Origin of the sequence: Pararhizobium polonicum, from assembly GCF_001687365.1 — a bacterium.
GTDB lineage: Bacteria > Pseudomonadota > Alphaproteobacteria > Rhizobiales > Rhizobiaceae > Pararhizobium > Pararhizobium polonicum.
On sequence record NZ_LGLV01000014.1, the window covers coordinates 20,105 to 37,649 of the forward strand.

At 59.9% G+C, this 17,545-nt stretch carries 17 protein-coding genes; 7 read left to right on the top strand and 10 right to left on the bottom strand.

Features of this window, described 5'->3' with window-relative positions; genetic code table 11:
- Positions 1–127: 127 nt before the first annotated feature.
- Positions 128–2,440, top strand: coding sequence for an FdhF/YdeP family oxidoreductase (locus tag ADU59_RS21175; RefSeq protein WP_068956264.1), 2,313 nt, complete (start codon positions 128–130; stop codon positions 2,438–2,440).
- A gap of 35 nt (positions 2,441–2,475) precedes the next feature.
- Here ADU59_RS21175 and ADU59_RS21180 read toward each other — a convergent pair whose 3' ends face one another.
- Both ADU59_RS21180 and ADU59_RS21185 read right to left on the bottom strand, forming a co-directional pair.
- Positions 2,476–3,831 (bottom strand): GntP family permease, encoded by a 1,356-nt coding sequence (locus ADU59_RS21180; protein ID WP_068956266.1) that lies wholly within the window; start codon positions 3,829–3,831, stop codon positions 2,476–2,478.
- Positions 3,832–3,913: 82 nt separating this feature from the next.
- A complete protein-coding gene (locus ADU59_RS21185; RefSeq protein WP_244506476.1) occupies positions 3,914–4,432 on the bottom strand; it encodes a gluconokinase in 519 nt (172 codons plus the stop codon).
- Between the two features lie 210 nt (positions 4,433–4,642).
- Between ADU59_RS21185 and gntR the strand changes: the two genes are divergently transcribed.
- The 3 genes from gntR to rpsU all read left to right on the top strand — a co-directional run bounded on the left by gntR (position 4,643) and on the right by rpsU (position 6,508).
- On the top strand, positions 4,643–5,659 hold the full coding sequence (gene gntR, locus ADU59_RS21190; RefSeq protein WP_068956269.1) for an HTH-type transcriptional regulator GntR: 1,017 nt from the start codon (positions 4,643–4,645) through the stop codon (positions 5,657–5,659).
- A gap of 164 nt (positions 5,660–5,823) precedes the next feature.
- Positions 5,824–6,144 carry a hypothetical protein gene (locus ADU59_RS21195; RefSeq protein WP_068956272.1) on the top strand — a complete coding sequence of 107 codons (321 nt, stop codon included), beginning with the start codon at positions 5,824–5,826 and terminating at the stop codon, positions 6,142–6,144.
- 130 nt (positions 6,145–6,274) lie between these two features.
- Positions 6,275–6,508: a 30S ribosomal protein S21 gene (gene rpsU, locus ADU59_RS29715; RefSeq protein WP_083198359.1), complete on the top strand. Its 234-nt coding sequence runs from the start codon at positions 6,275–6,277 to the stop codon at positions 6,506–6,508.
- Between the two features lie 98 nt (positions 6,509–6,606).
- On the opposite strand, the gene ADU59_RS21205 is transcribed toward rpsU, so the two are convergent.
- From ADU59_RS21205 to ADU59_RS21235, 7 genes are all read right to left on the bottom strand, one after another.
- Positions 6,607–7,512: a S1C family serine protease gene (locus tag ADU59_RS21205; protein ID WP_068956276.1), complete on the bottom strand. Its 906-nt coding sequence runs from the start codon at positions 7,510–7,512 to the stop codon at positions 6,607–6,609.
- 105 nt (positions 7,513–7,617) lie between these two features.
- Positions 7,618–8,442, bottom strand: a complete 825-nt coding sequence (locus tag ADU59_RS21210; protein ID WP_244506477.1) for a PhzF family phenazine biosynthesis protein — start codon at positions 8,440–8,442, stop codon at positions 7,618–7,620.
- Positions 8,443–8,772: 330 nt separating this feature from the next.
- A complete protein-coding gene (locus ADU59_RS21215; RefSeq protein ID WP_068956280.1) occupies positions 8,773–10,503 on the bottom strand; it encodes an acetyl/propionyl/methylcrotonyl-CoA carboxylase subunit alpha in 1,731 nt (576 codons plus the stop codon).
- Between the two features lie 41 nt (positions 10,504–10,544).
- The gene (locus tag ADU59_RS21220) at positions 10,545–12,146 is read right to left on the bottom strand and encodes a 5-oxoprolinase subunit B/C family protein (protein WP_068956282.1); all 1,602 of its coding nucleotides are present in this window, start codon (positions 12,144–12,146) and stop codon (positions 10,545–10,547) included.
- Positions 12,147–12,153: 7 nt separating this feature from the next.
- Complete coding sequence (locus tag ADU59_RS21225) at positions 12,154–12,960, bottom strand: putative hydro-lyase (protein ID WP_068956284.1); 807 nt, start codon at positions 12,958–12,960, stop codon at positions 12,154–12,156.
- Positions 12,961–12,979: 19 nt separating this feature from the next.
- On the bottom strand, positions 12,980–13,744 hold the full coding sequence (locus ADU59_RS21230; protein ID WP_068956286.1) for a LamB/YcsF family protein: 765 nt from the start codon (positions 13,742–13,744) through the stop codon (positions 12,980–12,982).
- A 12-nt stretch (positions 13,745–13,756) separates the two neighbouring features.
- Positions 13,757–15,028: an NRAMP family divalent metal transporter gene (locus ADU59_RS21235; RefSeq protein WP_068956288.1), complete on the bottom strand. Its 1,272-nt coding sequence runs from the start codon at positions 15,026–15,028 to the stop codon at positions 13,757–13,759.
- A 58-nt stretch (positions 15,029–15,086) separates the two neighbouring features.
- Between ADU59_RS21235 and ADU59_RS30335 the strand changes: the two genes are divergently transcribed.
- Positions 15,087–15,398 (top strand): hypothetical protein, encoded by a 312-nt coding sequence (locus ADU59_RS30335; RefSeq protein ID WP_139093199.1) that lies wholly within the window; start codon positions 15,087–15,089, stop codon positions 15,396–15,398.
- Between the two features lie 9 nt (positions 15,399–15,407).
- The gene (locus tag ADU59_RS21240) at positions 15,408–16,076 is read left to right on the top strand and encodes a GntR family transcriptional regulator (RefSeq protein ID WP_068956290.1); all 669 of its coding nucleotides are present in this window, start codon (positions 15,408–15,410) and stop codon (positions 16,074–16,076) included.
- A gap of 72 nt (positions 16,077–16,148) precedes the next feature.
- On the opposite strand, the gene ADU59_RS21245 is transcribed toward ADU59_RS21240, so the two are convergent.
- Entirely contained in the window at positions 16,149–16,553 is a 405-nt protein-coding gene (locus ADU59_RS21245) for a hypothetical protein (protein WP_068956292.1), read from the bottom strand.
- Positions 16,554–16,792: 239 nt separating this feature from the next.
- Here ADU59_RS21245 and ADU59_RS21250 point away from each other — a divergent pair, with 239 nt between their 5' ends.
- The gene (locus ADU59_RS21250) at positions 16,793–17,395 is read left to right on the top strand and encodes a TetR/AcrR family transcriptional regulator (protein WP_099050902.1); all 603 of its coding nucleotides are present in this window, start codon (positions 16,793–16,795) and stop codon (positions 17,393–17,395) included.
- Positions 17,396–17,545 lie beyond the last annotated feature (150 nt).

Below are 17,545 nucleotides of genomic sequence, written 5' to 3' on the forward strand. Positions count from 1 at the left end.
CCGCCAAAAGGCCCCGGCGCCCTCCCCTCCGTAGGAGCCCCCGCGGATCTAAAACGGTTGCCGTTCGTTATTCCGCCGGAAGGCCGGAAGCGGCTTTCGATCCTTTACCCAAAACCGAGATCTTGCCATGACCAAGAAACGTCCGGATGGAATAGAGACCTACACGGCACCAGCTGGAGGCTGGGGTGCACTGAAAGCGGTTGCCAAGACACTCGCGCACCAGCAGATCGTCGCCCAGGGGGCGGCCACTCTTCTGAAGGCGAACCAGCCGGAAGGATTCGATTGTCCCGGATGTGCTTGGCCGGATCCCAAACACACATCATCGTTCGAATTCTGCGAGAATGGCGCAAAGGCGATCACATGGGAGTCGACGGCCAAACGAGTCGGCCCCGCGTTCTTCTCGGAACACAGGGTATCAGACCTTTACAACTGGACTGACCATGCTCTGGAAGACCAGGGCCGTCTGACGCATCCCTTGATATACGATCGTGCAACGGACCAGTATCAGCCGATTGCATGGGATGAGGCCTTCTCTGTCATCGGATCTAAACTGAAGGCGCTCCCCGATCCGAACATGGCCGAATTCTACACATCCGGCCGGGCTTCCAACGAAGCGGCGTTCCTCTTCCAGCTTTTCGTTCGGGCATACGGAACCAACAATTTTCCGGACTGTTCGAATATGTGTCACGAAGCGACGTCTGTCGGGTTGCCGAAGTCGATCGGGGTCGGCAAGGGAACCGTGACGCTGGAGGATTTCGATCTCGCCGATGCGATCTTCAGCTTCGGCCACAATCCGGGAACCAACCATCCCCGAATGATGACGACCTTGCATGAGGCTGCCCGCCGCGGCGTGCCCATCATCGTGTTCAATCCGCTGAAGGAGAGAGCGCTTGAGAAGTTCGCCGCACCGCAAGATCCGGTCGAGATGGCCACCCTGTCGTCCACAAGGATTGCCTCGAGCTACTATCGGGTGAAACCCGGCGGCGATCTTGCCGCTTTGAAGGGCATGATGAAACGGATATTCGAACGCGACGATGCCGATATTGCCGGCGGCGGGGACGGGTATCTCGACAATGAATTCATCCGGACGCATACCGCCGGTATCGATGCCCTGAAGGAAGATGTCGCCAGTACGTCGTGGGACGAAATCGAGAAGAAGTCCGGGTTGACGGAGGCGATGATCGACAGCGCCGTTGATGTCTATCTGAAAGCCAAGAACGTCATCCTTTGCTATGGCATGGGCATAACCCAGCACAAGCATGGCACCTCGACCGTTCAGCAGATCGCCAATCTTCTCATGCTGCGGGGAAACATTGGCAGGCCGGGCGCAGGGATCTGTCCGCTGCGCGGGCACTCCAACGTCCAGGGCGATCGGACGGTCGGCATAACGGAGATTCCGAACCCGGCGCTGATTGACGGTATTGAAAGAGCCTTTGGCTTCCGGGCACCCTCCGAAAAAGGTCACAATGCGGTCGAAGCGGTTGAGGCGATCATCGAAGGGCGGTCGAAAGCCCTCGTCTGCCTCGGCGGCAACCTCGCGGTCGCGATGTCCGATCCGCAGGCGACCTTCGCTGGCATGCGACGGCTCGAGCTTGCGGTTCACATTGCCACCAAGCTGAACCGATCGCATCTGCTTACCGCCCAAACGTCGATCATCCTGCCGGTTCTCGGACGCACCGACAGCGACATCCAGGCTTCGGGCCAGCAGGCCGTGACCGTCGAGGATTCGATGTCGATGGTCCACTCGTCGCGGGGTTTCCTCAATCCTCCCGGCGAACTCCTTAAATCCGAGCCAGCGATCATCGCTGGGATCGCCAAGGCGACACTCGGCTCCCTCCATGACATCGACTGGGACGGAATGGTTGGTGACTATAACCGCATACGCGACAAGATCGAGATCGTGTTTCCAGACTTCCACGACTTCAACGCGCGGATCCGGCAGCCGGGAGGATTCCGCCTCGACATCCCCGCCTCGCACCGTCAATGGCGGACAGCAAGCGGGAAGGCGGAGTTTCTTGTGGGACAGGCCTTGGGGGGCGAGGAGGCCGATCCCGACATGCTGATTCTGACCACGCTGCGGAGCCATGACCAGTATAACACGACGATCTACGGCCTCGACGACCGGTACAGAGGCGTGTTCGGTCGTCGCGATGTGATCTTTATGAACAAGGATGATCTCGCCCGCCGAGGACTGGCTGATGGCGACCGGATCGACGTCACGTCGGCAGCAGGAGGAAACACGCCGCCGCAGACGGTCCGAGGCTATACGGTCGTCGCCTACGACATCCCTCAGGGCGCTATCGCCGGATATTACCCTGAGATGAACAGGGTCATCGGCCTGTCGGACTATGACAAGAACTCGGGGACACCATCCTACAAATCCGCTCCGGTCATGGTCCATCGCTCGGAGAGCCTCCACCCGTCGGAGGCTCTCGGTTAAAGAGCGGCCTTACCCAACGCGACCATCAGGCCCGCCTAGACGAAGAGTGACAACAGCAGAATAAAAGCGAGGCCAACGACGGATATGATGGTTTCCATCATGCTCCATGTCTTGAAGGTCTGGGCGACCGTCATGTTGAAATACTGCTTGACCAGCCAGAAACCGGCATCGTTGACATGGGAAAGGATCACCGATCCTGCGCCTGTTGCCAGCACCAGAAGTTCACGGTTGACGCCGGGAACGAGTGAGATGACCGGCACGACAATGCCTGCGCCGGTGATGGTCGCAACCGTCGCCGAGCCGGTGGCGATCCGGATAACGGCTGCGACGAGCCAGGCGAGCAATATCGGCGATACGGACGCCTGAACGGCCATGTTGCCGATGACGTCGCCGACGCCGCTGGCAACCAGCATCTGCTTGAAGCCACCGCCGGCACCGACGATGAGCACGATGGATGCGACCGGTGCAAGGCTGTCATTCAGCAGCGCGACAATCCTGTCGCGTGAGAAACCGCACTGGGAGCCAAAGGTGTAGAAACTGACAAGCAGCGCCACCAGCAATGAGGTGATCGGATGGCCGATCAGGTCCATCCAAACGCGTATGGTATGGTGTTCGGGAAGGGAGATATCGGCCAGCGCTTTCAGCAGCATCAGAAAAACCGGCATCAGGATGGTGACCAGTGTTATCCCGAAGCTCGGCAGCTTGGTCGTGTCCGCATCGTCACGCACGAACTGCTCCATGAGTTCCGGCGAGGCTTCGCCGGGAATTCTCTTGGCAATGAAGGCGCCGTAGATCGGCCCTGCGATTGCGGCTGTCGGCAGGCCGACGATGAGACCATAGAAAATTGTCTTGCCGATATCGGCGCCAAAGACGCTGATGGCCAGAAGCGGTCCCGGATGGGGCGGCACCAGGCCATGGACGACCGAGAGCCCAGCCAGAAGCGGTATGCCGATCTTGACGATCGATACACCCGAGCGGCGCGCGACGATATAGACCAACGGGACAAGAAGTACGAAGCCGATTTCGAAGAAGAGCGGCAGTCCGACCAGAAAGGCGGCCAGCATCATCGCCCAGTGCACCCGTTCCTTGCCGAAGGTGCGGATCAGCGTTTGGGCAATCTGGTCCGCGCCGCCGGATTCAGCCATGAGCTTCCCCAGCATGGTGCCAAGCCCGAGCACGATACCCACGAAGCCGAGAACCCCGCCGAACCCATCCTGAAAGGACTTCATCACCAGTTCCGTCGGCATGCCGGACGTCAACCCCAGAAAGCCGGCGGCGATGGTCAGGGCGATGAACGGATGCATTTTGAAACGCGTGATGAGAAGGACGAGGCCTACGATCGTCACACCGGCATCGAATAGGAGATAGGTATCCCGTGTCAGTCCGAACATTGAAATTCCTTCCGTTATCGGATCTCTGTGAGGCGCGCGCCCGCGCGGCCTTACAGTGTGTCTATGCTTTGAATGTGTTGCTTCAGCCGCTTGCGGAATGTAGCGGCTTGCTGTCGCCAGGCATCTTTTCCCACCACGCGACCGCACGAGCCGCGATGTCTGCGATCGGCAAGGTTGCGTCGACCGAGAAAACATTGGCTTCGCCATAAGGTGGTTCAAGAGTTGCAAACTGGCTGTCGATGAGACTGGCGGGCATGAAGTGACCGGGCCGGTGGCCGACGCGCGCACCTGCCACATCCCTCGTCAGTTCCAGAAAGACGAAACCGAGGCCGGGTGTCTTGCTTCTCAGGATATCGCGATAGCTTTCTTTCAGTGCTGAGCAGGCAAGGACCGGACGTTCAGCGTTGTCTACCGCCTCCGCCAGGATGGTCGCAAGCCGGGCGAGCCAGCCAACCCTGTCCGCGTCGACAAGCGGGTGGCCCGCGCTCATCTTTCGGATATTTTCTTCCGGATGAAAGGCATCGCCTTCAATCATCCTACCGTTGATGGCGTCCGAAATGGCTTTCCCGACGCTGCTTTTGCCACAGCCCGAAACACCCATGACAACGAGGGCCGGCATCCTGTTCATGTATTTCTCCTCCGAGATAGCGCTATCTCACTCCCGCGCCAGACAATGCCGGTGGACGCCTCGTCACTTCAAGTCAGGGCCTGAGAGCCGACGCTGGTTTCCTCCCGCAAAGACGTCAAAACGACTTTGAGATAGCGCTATCTTAGTAATCGTTGTAGGTTTTGGCAAGTCGGAGGGGATTTTATGAAACACACTCGATCGCGGGCCACCGGCCGGACGACGCTTGCGCAGGTCGCAGCCCTGGCGGGCGTGTCACAAATTACGGCTTCACGCGCTTTGCGCTCCATTGCCAGCGTCGATCCGCAGCTGGCCGCCCGCGTGCACGATGCCGCCAAGGCACTGGAATATGTGCCCAATCCGGCCGCCCGCGCACTCGCCTCGGCGCGCAGCCAATCGATTCTTGTCCTTATTCCCGCCCTGTCGAACCAGCTGTTCATCGAGACCCTGGAGGCTGTTCAGGGCATCCTGCGCCCCCGTGGATTCGAGGTCCTGATTGGCAACTACCACTATTGCCAGGAGGAGGAGGAAGAGCTCATTCGAAATTATCTCTCCTTTCAACCACGCGGCATTCTGCTGACCGGCTTCAATCGGAGCGAAGCCGCGACACAGCTTCTGGCAAAGTCCGGCGTACCCTGTGTCTACATGATGGAACTCCGGCAGGAGCACGGCATTGTCTGTGTCGGATTCTCGCAAGAGGAGGCCGGGGCCAAGGTTGCGGACCATCTCCTGTCGCGCGGACGCAGAAAACTTGCCTTTGTCGGAGCCCAGCTTGATGCGCGCGTTCTTCAACGCCGCGATGGCTATCAGCAGGCAATTGCGACGGCCGGTTTTGCTCCGGCCCTCGAAATCATGACGCCCGAACCGTCCTCGGTGGAACTCGGTGTCGATCTCTTCAACCGCATTTTGATGGAGCATCCGGAAATCGACGGGATCTTCTTTTGCAACGACGACCTCGCCTTCGGCGCGTCGTTCGAGGCGTTGCGCAAGGGCGTGAAAATTCCTGCGCAGATTTCGGTGGTTGGATTTAACGATCTGCCGGGGGCCAGCCAGATGGTTCCACGGCTGACCTCGGTTCGCACACCACGCGCCAGCATCGGAGAGCAGGCCGCATCGAGCCTTCTTAGGCTCCTTGATGGAACTGGCCAAGACACCGTGACGGTCGATCTGGGTTTCGAGCTGGTGGTGCGGGAAAGCAGTTGACGTAGCCCCGGAAGCTTATCAGTTACTGACCTTACGACCAGCCGGTCACACTTTAACCGCACACGGCGTCAAAAACCCCACCCGGTGCCGGGACAGATAGCGCACAGGGACATCCTGACAGCTCCACCCGTGCTCAGGCAGACGAAAGACAGCGTGAGGAATAGATGTCAGCTGAGGTCAGACGAAAAGCTGCGGAGAATGCGTTTCAACGCGCGCGGCAGGCAGGACACACCGTTGAGCAGGACGGCCGTTTCCACGCGTGGATTGAGGAATGGATTGCCGGGCACATCGATATGCCGGAAGTGACCAGGCGCTACCGCTCCCTCGTCAGCGAACGATCCGCCATGCGGCGCGTCCGCGCCACTGCTGCTACAGCAGCAGAAAATATTCCAGACGCGAGCGACGCTGAAACCGAACAGCCATTTGACCTGGAAACCGAGATCAATCGGCTGCTGGATGAGGACAAACAAGGTCCGAAAATTTAAATATCCTGGGGTGCGGGTATCATTTCGGGTGTAATCATAAAAAATGTTGTGCTACCCGCTAGCAAAGTTCGGCGAAAACGATAGATTGCCGCCGCTCTCTTGCGGAATTGCAAGTGTCGAAAGGTTTGAAATGCAGGTATTGGTTCGTGACAACAATGTTGATCAGGCGCTTCGCGTTCTGAAGAAAAAGCTTCAACGCGAGGGCGTCTTTCGCGAAATGCGATTGCGGGAAGCCTTCGAGAAGCCATCCGTGAAAAAGGCGCGCGAGAAGTCTGAGGCCATCAGCCGCCAGCGCAAGCTTGCCCGCAAGCAGCTTCAGCGAGACGGTCTCCTGCCGGCTCCCAAAAAGAAGCCGCGCGTTTAAGCGATACCGTGCAGCGGCCATCAGCTTCTTTCAGGCGTGACGACACTGGATCGTGGAATCCGTCGTCCCGCCTGCATTTTTTTGGCAGGCGCCAAGCTTTACTGTAGCTGGGGCTTTTTCAGGAAGCTATCGCGATCGGCCGATTTGACGCGAAGCCAGGCTTCGCGGCCGTCGCGCAAGATCCTGACGGGAATTTCCGATCCCGCCGGGCCGCTCTTCCAAACTTGACGGTAAAAATCAGCAAGACCGGCGATCTCGCCGTCGCGAACCTCTGCGATGACGTCCCCTCCCCGCAGCCCAGCCTGTGCCGCCGGTCCATCAGCCGCAACGCTGACGACCACCACATCGCCATTGTTCTCTGCAGTGATGGCGCCGAGCCACGGGCGCGGCGGCTTGTTCACTTTTCCCAGCGTGAGCAAATCGTCGAGAATCGGCGGAAGCAGATTGATCGGCACAATCATATTGATGTCGGAACTGGTTCCGTTCCTGCTCATCACCAATTTAAGAGAACCGATCCCCAGCAGCGTGCCATCCTGGCCAACAATGGCGGCACCACCCCATGACGGGTGGGCCGGCGCGACAAAGATTGCTTCGTCCAGCAAATATTCCCAATATCCGGCGAATTCCTGTTTCGCCACGACATTCGTCTGCAACGACCGGCCAAAGCCATCGGCAAAGATGACAGGATCGCCAATGCGTGTTTTCGACGCGTCGCCAAGAACCAAGGCCGGGCAGTCCAGCGCGCCGAGCGCCTGAATCAGGCCAAGTCCTGTCTCCTGATCATAGGCAAGGGCATGCCCGGGAACGACCTTTCCATCTGCCCTCGTGAGCCAGACTTCGTCCGCTTCCGTTATCAAATAGCCAATTGTGAGCACCAGGCCGTCCTCGCGAATGACCACCCCACTGCCCTCCCGAACGGTGCCAAGCGACCGGGCCGTGAAGGCGTCGTCGGGGATAGAAGTGCGAATGCCCACCATTGAACGGCTTACTGTGTTTGGGTCCATTTTTCATTCTCGACGGGTGGTTTCGGAGACTTATTGTCAGGTAAGCACGCCGATGACGCCCTGCAAGACTGAAGACAAATCTCCGGCCTGTGGATGCGACAAAACCTAGGGCAGTTGAACAGTCCCCTTGAGATACGTCACCGCTTTGCCGATGATGCGAACACGATCCCCATCGAATTCGCATTCAAGATGACCGCCCCGGCGTGAGCATTGAAACGCGGATAAGCGGTTCTTATCGAGCTTTCGAGCCCAATAGGGCACCAGGGTCGAATGGGTCGATCCGGTCACGGAATCTTCCGGCACGCCTGCACCGGGTGCGAAATGGCGCGATACGAAATCGTGCCTTTCTCCCTCAGCCGTCACGACGAAGCTCAAGGGATGAAGCATCGCGATCTTTTCCAGGTCCGGCGTGAAGCCCCGAACGGCCTCTTCGCTCTCAAGCACGACGATCCAGTGTCGCGTTGTAACGAAAGCCTGCTGGCGACGATCCCCGACAATATCTGCAATAATGGGCGGCACCTCCATGACAGCTTCCGGGGGAAGGCTTGGGAGATCGAGTGCATATTTGTCCTCGTCACGGCTGACCCGAAGCAGGCCCGCCAGCGTATCGAATGCAAAATCTCCAGCAATTCCTCTTTCCGTCGCCAGAACATGTGCCGTTGCAAGGGTGCCATGCCCGCAAAACGAAGCCTCCATTGTCGGCGTAAACCACCTGAGAGCCCAGTTATCGCCGTTCGGCCGGACAAAAGCGGTGATGGCTATGTTGTTCTCTTCGGCGATGGCGAGCATGTCATGGTCGGAAAGCCACTCATCGAGAACCAATACGGCCGCGGGGTTCCCTGCGAAAGGTCGAGATGCAAAGGCGTCGACTTGGTAGAGGGGGAGTTGTTGCACGCGCGACCCTTCGAATTTCTCTTTTCGTGACAGCACCTTAACCTATCGCCGGATAGGACAATCGTCCAACGCTTATCACTCACCAGCTGTGCACGGATTTTTCAACGTCGATTAGGGCGATATCCGCTTACCGCGTCATTTCAGTCCGTCCCGGAACCGACTCCAGTCCGGCAATAACCGGATGAGACGTGGGATGCCTCAACGATATGAAGACCGATCGGAAAACGAAAATAACGCCAAACGGCATCGGCAATTATTTCTGCGGGAACGGTGGCGACGATAAAGGCGACCACGGCAGGATCCGGTCATATCACCGGATCCAGTGTCCTTGCTCGATCTTCGGTTGGCGTTCTATCCCCGACGATTTCAAGCCTCGAAGCGGGCAATCTCGACGCCGGCTTGCAGATAGCTACCGGTTTCCGCCTTGATCCGGATCTTGCCGGCGCGGGATGCCGTGACCTGCGTTTCCATCTTCATCGCTTCCATGACCGCGATCAGATCGCCTGTCGCGACCTCTGCACCATCCTCGACCTTGAAAGCCTGCAATGTACCGGAAATCGGCGCCGTCACGCTCAGCGCATCCTCCGTCTTGGCGGCAACGGGTGAGCCAGTGCCATCGACCGCAAGCCCACCGAGACCGGCGAGCAGGGAGGCGGGGATGCCGAGTTCGTGGCGCTTGCCGTCGATCTCCACATGGGTCCGGATCAGCGAGGCATCCGCCGTTGGGACCGGACGGGCTTCCGCCTCGAGCCGGCTGGCAAAATCGGTCTCGATCCAGCGGGTGTGAACCTTGAAGCCGCTCTCTCCGGTGAAATCCTCTGTCTCGATCGCGGCGCGGTGGAAAGGAAGCACCGTGGCAATGCCCTCGATCCGGAATTCCTTCAGCGCCCGCCGCGCCCGCTTCAGAGCGTCCTCGCGGGTGGCGCCCGTGACAATCAGCTTGGCCATCAGTGAATCGAAAGTGCCGGGCACGGTCGAGCCGGAAACCACACCGCTATCGAGACGAATGCCAGGACCGGAAGGGGCATCGAAGGCGGTGATCGTGCCCGGTGTCGGCAGGAAGCCGCGGCCGGGGTCCTCGGCATTGATGCGGAACTCGATCGAATGGCCCCTTGGTGCCGGTGTCTCGGTAACCCGCAGCGGCAGACCGTCGGCAATGCGGAACTGTTCGATAACGAGGTCTATGCCCGTCGTCTCCTCGGTGACCGGATGCTCGACCTGCAGGCGTGTATTGACCTCCAGGAAAGAAATCGTGCCATCGACGCCCAGCAGGAACTCGACCGTGCCGGCGCCGGAATAACCGGCGGCGGCGCAGATCTTTTTAGCGGCGTCATGGATCGACTGGCGCTGGGCGTCGCTGAGGAAGGGAGCCGGGGCCTCTTCGACAAGCTTCTGGTTGCGCCGCTGCAGTGAACAATCGCGGGTGCCAAGCACCAGCACATTGCCGTGTTTGTCGGCGAGAACCTGCGCCTCGATATGGCGCGGCCGGTCGAGAAAGCGTTCAAGGAAACACTCGCCTCGGCCGAAAGCGGCCTTGGCTTCACGCACGGCCGATTCATAGAGTTCGGCGATCTCTTCCATCTTCCAGGCGACCTTCAACCCGCGGCCACCGCCGCCATGGGCGGCCTTGATCGCGACCGGCAGGCCGAATTTTTCAGCAAATGCGATGACCTCGGCGGCCGTATCGACGGGACCGTCGCTGCCGGCAACCAGTGGAGCGCCGACGCTCTTGGCGATCCGCCGTGCCTCGACCTTGTCGCCGAGCGCCTCGATGACATGCGGCTCGGGGCCGATCCAGATCAGGCCGGCATCGATCACGGCCCGGGCAAACTCCGCCCGCTCGGAGAGGAAGCCATAACCGGGATGAACCGCATCCGCGCCGGATCGCTTGGCGATGCCGATAAGCTTTTCGATATCGAGATAGGTTTCCGCCGGACGCGCGCCCGCAAGCCCATAGGCCTCGTCGGCGAGCGTGACGAACAGGGCATCCATATCCGGATCGGCATAGACGGCAACGGATTGCAGGCCGTGATCGCGGCAGGCCCGAATGATCCGCACGGCGATCTCGCCGCGATTGGCGATCAGAACTTTTTGCATGAAGGTCTCCTCATTGTTTTCATCGGCCGACGTCTGCGATTTCAGCCCTTGGAAGGCTGGATATCGGCGAAGGTCGTGACCGGCCGGAAGCGTATGCGGGCATTGACCGGGATTTGCCCGGCAAGATCGAGATGATATTCGGCGACCGTACCGATGACGGGATAACCGCCCGTCAGGGGATGGTCAGCGAGAAACAGCACCGGCTGGCCGCTATGCGGCACCTGGATTGCGCCGGTGGCCGTGCCTTCGCTCGGTAGCTCTGCCTTGTCCCTGCGTTCCAGCGCCTGTTCACCGGCAAGGCGAATCCCGACGCGGTTTGATTGCGGCGTCACTGTCCAGAGCTGCTCCGACAGCGTCGCAAGACCCACCTCGGTGAACCAGTCGCTGCGTGGCCCCATGATCACATCGAGCGTGACGATCTCGCCTGAGGCGGGATGATCGAAGGCCGGCGTTTCATCAAGCGAAACGGCCGACAGCCCCCTGGTTTCGCTGTTGACCGTCAGTACGGTACCAGCAGTGACGGGATCTGGCCCCACGACAGCCAGCGTATCGGTCGAGGCGCTGCCAAGAACCGGCCTGACGGCAAATCCGCCGCGCACGGCAAGATAGCTGCGCATTCCGATGGGCGTATGCCCGAGCGTCACGATATCTCCGGCCTCAAGCGCGATCGGATGATAGGTCGAAGCGCTGGTCGTGCGGCCGGACATATCACGGATACTGACAGGGCAAGGCGCACCGGTCAGGGAAATGACGGCGCGGCCGGAAATCTCGAACGAAAACCCGCCAAGGATAATTTCCAGGCACGGCATGCCAGCGGTATTGCCGACCACGCGATTGGCAGCTTTCAGCGCAGCCTGATCGAGCGCACCGGAGGCCGAGACACCCTGACCAGTCTGGCCAAAGCGGCCAAGATCCTGAAACAGCGCCGGCATCGGCGTTGCGAGGACCCTCAGTGTAACGCTGTCAGCGGCGGTATCGGCCGCCTGGATCTCCGGAGCTATCGCTGTGGCTTGGACAACAGGCGCGGTTTTCTTCGCCAGATCGAAGAAACGGACGCGATATCCCGGCTGGAAGAGGGCCGGCGGATCGCGTGAGAGGTCCCACATCTGTTCCGGCGTCGTGCCGATGATCTGCCAGCCGCCCGGGCTTGCCTGCGGGTAAACGCCACTGAAGGCCCCTGCCAGGGCAACGGAACCGGCCGGAATCTTGGTCCGCGGGCTCTGACGGCGCGGCACCTGCAGAGCCGGATCGCCGCCGACGAGATAACCGAAGCCGGGTGCGAAACCACAAAAGGCAACGGTGAATTCGCTGTCGGTGTGGCGACGGATAACCTCTTCGACCGAAAGGCCGGTCAGACCTGCAACATCCGCCAAATCTTCGCCGTCGTAACGGACGGGAATTTCCACGAGCTTGTCAGACGGCGCGATACGGGCGGAGAGATCACGGGTGACGATACGGGCGGCCAGTGTTTCCGCTGTCAGCTTTTCCGGCTGGAAACGGATCATCAGCGTGCGGGCAGCGGGCACCATATCGGTAATGCCCTCCACCGGATCGGCTTCGAGCGACGCAAACAGCGCCAGCGTCTCGTCGAGATCGGCAAGTTCGACAGTAAGGGTCGTCAGGCTGACGGGCAGAAATCGCATCGTGACCTCAGGCGTGGTACGCTGAATCGGGAATATCGGTGATGAACATGTGCCCAGGCGCATGGGTAATGGCAAAGGGGACGCCCGATGCCATCACGGCTGCCTGGGGCGTGACACCACAGGCCCAGAATACCGGCACTTCGCCGGGCTCGATGCGCACGGCATCGCCGAACTCCGGCTTTGACAGATCCCTGATACCAATCTCTTCCGGTGCGCCGACATGCACGGGCGCGCCATGTACCGCGGGAAAGCGGCCGGAGATCGTCGCCGCATCGGCGACGCGCGAGGCAGCGATCGGCCGCATCGAAACAACCATATTGCCATGCAGGCGTCCGGCCGGACGGCATGGCTTGTTGGTCAGATACATCGGCACATTGGACTTGTCGGTAATATGGCGGATCTCGATACCGGCTTCGGCCATCGGCGTTTCGAAGGTGAAGCTGCAGCCGATCAGGAAACTGACGAGATCAGGGTGCTCGGCCCACGCAGCGGTCGCGTCCGCAGTCTCTTCGGACAGCTTGCCGTCGCGCCAGATGCGATAGAGCGGCAGGTCCGTGCGCAGGTCGGCACCCCGGGCAAGCATGGTCGCGTGCGAGCCGGGATCGGACACATCAAGCACCGGGCAGGCTTTGGGGTTGCGCTGCGCATAGAGCAGGAAATCGAAGGCCCAGTCGCGCGGCAAAACGATCATGTTGGCCTGGGTGAAGCCCGGCGCGACGCCGGAGGTCGGCTCAACGCCGCCGGCGCGATAGCGTTTACGGGCGATGCGTGCCGGTTCGGCGTCGACGTGGCGAAGATGGTCTGTCGAGATCATGGTTTCCCCAAAATGCCGGTCAGGCGGACAGGAAAGAACGGATGGTGATGCCGTCGGCCTCAAAGGCACGGCGGATTTCCTGCGCAATGGCTACGGCACCGGGGCTGTCGCCATGGACGCAGATCGACTGCGCATCGATCTTGATGGTGGAACCGTCGATGGCTTCCAGCGTGCCGTCATGGGCAAGCTGCAGCATCCGTTTGGCGATCAGCTGCGCGTCATGCAGAACCGCGCCTGCTTCCCGCCGCGAAACGAGCTGGCCATCCGGCGTGTAGGCGCGGTCTGCAAAGGCCTCCGCGACAACGTTGAGGCCCGATTTGCGGGCAAGCTCAAGGATCGGCGCATTGGCAAGCCCCATCAGCGTCAGCGATCGATCGATCGCCTTGATACCGTCGATCACCGCCTGGCCCTGTTTCGCATCATTGGCGATACGGTTATAAAGCGCGCCATGCGGCTTGACGTAGCCAACGGAAACGCCGGCAGCGGCGGCAATGCCTTTCAGGGCACCGATCTGGTAGATCACATCGGCGATGAGTTCGCTGCTGGTCACATCCATGTCGCGCCGGCCGAAGCCGACGCGATCCGGATAGGAAACATGCGCCCCGATCGAAACACCCTTCTCGGCTGCAGCCTTGACAGTCTTCCAGATACCGGCGGGATCTCCGGCATGGAAGCCGCAAGCAACATTGGCGCTGGAGACGATGGCAAGCATGGCCGTGTCATCGCCCATGCTCCAGGCGCCGTAGCTTTCACCGAGATCGCTGTTCAGATCGATGGCAGTCATGTCTTCTCCTCCTCAGGCGCCCGCCGACAGCAGGGCGAAGATCGGGCCGATCGACTTGTAGCCCATGTACCAGGTCAGCGCGCAGGTTAGCGCGCCCAGCACCAGCAGCCAACGCGGATAACGATAACCTGCCATCAGATCCGAACGGGCCCAGGCGGCATAGATGAAGATCGACAGACCGATCGGCAGGATGAGGCCGTTCAGGCCGCCAACAAAGACCAGCATCTGCGCCGGAGGCGTGGTGATGACCACGTAGAAGAACAGCGAGATGGCGATGAAGATCACCGTCGCGATGTTGCGGGCGCGCTCGCTGATGTCCGGCTTGAAGACGGTGATGAACGATATCGAGGTGTAGGCGGCACCGATAACCGAGGTGATGGCAGCAAACCACAGAACGGCACCGAAAATGCGGAAACCAACATCGCCAGCCGCCGCCTGGAAGGCCTGTGCAGCCGGATTGGCGCCCTTGCCGGAAATATCGATGACAACACCGCTGGCGACCACGCCGAGAATGGCAAGGAACAGCACGTAGCGCATCAGGCCGGTGACCGCGATGCCGGTCAGGGCCGCGCGGTTGACGGCACCAAGGTTCTCGATACCGACAGTGCCCTTGTCGAGCAGACGGTGCGCGCCGGAATAGGTGATGTATCCACCGACCGTACCGCCGACGATCGTCGTGATCGTGGCAAAATCGATTGTGGACGGCAGGAATGTCTGGAACAGCGCATCGCCGACTGGCGGGCCCGAGACGATCGCGACATACAGTGTGAGCAGGATCATCAGAATACCGGCGACGACGATCAGCCGGTCAATGGCAATGCCCGCACGCTTTGAGCTGAAGATACCGATGGCGATCAGCGCACTGATCGCGCCGCCCCATTTCGGATCAAGACCGAGCATCGCGTTGAGGCCGAGACCCGCGCCGCCGATATTGCCGATGTTGAAAAACAGGCCGCCAATGATGACGAGGATTGCCAGCAGATAGCCGGTGCCCGGAATGGCAGCGTTGGCAATGTCGGACGCACGCATCTTGGTGAGCGTCACGATCCGCCAGATATTCAGCTGCACGATGAAATCAATGAGAATTGACGCGAGAATCGCGAAGGCGAAAGCAGAACCAAGCTTGGTCGTGAAAGTGGCGGTCTGGGTGATGAAGCCCGGGCCGATGGCGGATGTTGCCATCAGGAAGATCGCGGCAATGAGTGCGCCGCGCCGCGCCTTGACCGACATGCCCGAAGCATTGGCCGGCACTTCACGGCCGGTTGAAATAGGTGGCTGTTCCATGAACCCTCTCTTATGTGCGGACGCCCTCAATTCCTCGGGTTGGCCCACCTGAATTTTATTGACAGCCGCAACCTTGCCGCATTTCATAATCCTGTCAATATTGTTCAACGATTTTCCATTATCGTTCCATCATATTTCCGACACGCTGAGCTATTCACGCCTGCTTTTGCCCGAAAATGACTTGTTTGAAGCGCTCTATGGCTCCTTCTTCGCCGTGGGGTTTGTCCGGCTCGTCATCGAAAGCGGTAAAGCCGTGATCGCGAGACCTCCAGAAAGCTGGCGCCGTTCACCGATCCACAGCAAGCCCATTTGCAAGCGGAGAAAACCGCGATATCGGTTGTCGCAACGAGGCGATCTTTACCTCGAATGAAGGACATGCATGGCTGAACAGGATACCACATCGGCGTTGGCGCCCCGGCTGGCGGAGACGATCCGCAACAAGCTGATCGATGGCAAGCTGAAGCCCGGCCAGCGCCTGTCGGAGCCGGCATTGAGCGCCGATCTACAGGTTTCGCGCAATTCGTTGCGCGAAGCATTCCGCCTTTTGACCAAGGAAGGATTGCTGCGCCACGAACCGAATCGCGGCGTCTTCGTCGCCACGCCGAGTATGGCCTCGATCATCGATATCTATCGGGTGCGGCGCATTATCGAATGCCGGGCCATTGCGCAGGCCTACCCCAAACATCCCGCCGTCGGACGCATGCGCGCCGCCGTCGAAGAGGCACGCACGGCCTGCGGCAGGAGCGATTGGGAAACGGTCGGCAGTGCAAACATGCTGTTCCATGCCGCAATCGTCGATCTCGCCGATAGCCAGCGTCTCAACGCTTTCTATATCCAGATCGCCGCCGAACTCCGTCTGAGTTTCGGCCTGCTTGACAGTCCCGAGCTTCTGCACGCGCCCTATATTGAGTTGAACGCCGCTATTCTCGAAAAACTCGACGCGGGCAAGACGCAAGAAGCCGCCGCCGCTCTTGAGGCCTATCTCCTCCAATCGGAACGCACTGTCCTGGCAGCCTTCTCCCGCATCCCCGACAAGGCAAAAGGCTGAGGCTGTCGATTGCGGCGCGTTCCCATAGGTGTCGCCATGGCGGCGCATCTGAAGATGAGCGCCGACTCGGCGTTATCGGTTCGCAGATGCTCTCGCAATTTCCATCGGCGCACTGACCGACGGCGTCTTCCGAACCAGCGTGCCGTTTGATGCAGGTTTGCGGCGACCGCGCCCCGGTTCCACCAAGCCTCCCTTGCCGCTTTCACACAGCCAGCGGGCAATCGCATCAAGACCGGGCTGGATGGCACGCTTGAGGGCCGGGGTCAGGACCTCACGCAGGTCGCAGGTGGCGGCGATTTCCTGCCAGTCCAGATTTCCGCTCTTTGACGGAGGGACCGTTCGAAATGCAATCAGGTTGAGCATGTAGCTTCGAATGTTGTCGAAAGCACGCTGCGAGGTGACCGGAGCCACCCGGACCTGGCAGAATTCGGAGATTTTACGCTGGAAGAGTTGGGGTGAGGCAGTTTGGTTTTTCATCGGCCATTCGCAGTTGATGGAACTTGTCCTGACTCCTTGAGCCGGGCGCCGCCTGCTAAAGCGAAACCGTTAATGAAGGGTAATTCGCGTTCATTTGGATGAAATCTTTGGCGCACCCGCAGCCGCCGCGCTCGGCTTACCCCGCCTGTCCTGGCGATACGAACCAAGGATAAGCTCTTGTCCTGATCTAAAGTAACCATTACCCCATACATAGACCGGAAAAAGAGGAGAGATTGCCCATGCGAACGACCAAAGCGCCGGACCGCAGAGCGATCATCGAACAGGCAGGTGAACTGTTTTATAATCGGGGTACTTACCTCGTCGGAATGGCGGAGCTTGTGAAGGCTCTCAATCTCACCCGCGTCGCATTCTACGGCCTGTTCAAAGGCAAGGAAGAACTGATCGTCGAATATCTCAAGGCGCGCGATGAGGCTGTGCGCCGGCAACTGGAAGATGTCGTGGCAGGAAAAAGCCACGGTACCGAGGCCATTTTCGCAATCTTCGATAGTCTGCACCGGAAAACCACATCGGACCGGTTCCGGGGCTGTGCCTTTCTCGCCGCAACAATCGAGAACCCACAATCCGAAGCCATCCGTCACGTTGCCGTGGCTCACAAGGATTATCTGAAGCAGCTCTTTGCCCGTTTGCTGAACTGTTCCGCGGCACAGGATCCCCGGCCCTTGCAGCTGCTCGTCCTGTACGACGGCGTACTCGCCGGATCGGTGTTTCGACCGGATGGTTCCGCTGCAAGAAGCGCAAGGGCCACTGTCGAAGCAATTTTCAGCGCTCATGGTGACGCTTCAGCCGACGACTCCATGCCCCAACGCGAGAAACGCGCTTAACGGAAGGCGTTTGCATGGCGACCCGCGCTTGGGCAACAGCGTAAAGAGCCCGACTGATGCTTCCGCATCTTCTCCTGCGCCCGATCTGAGCGCAGGAGCATGAACGCCTGTAAAAGCGTAGCGCCTGTTTTGGTCCGCGATCAATCGAAG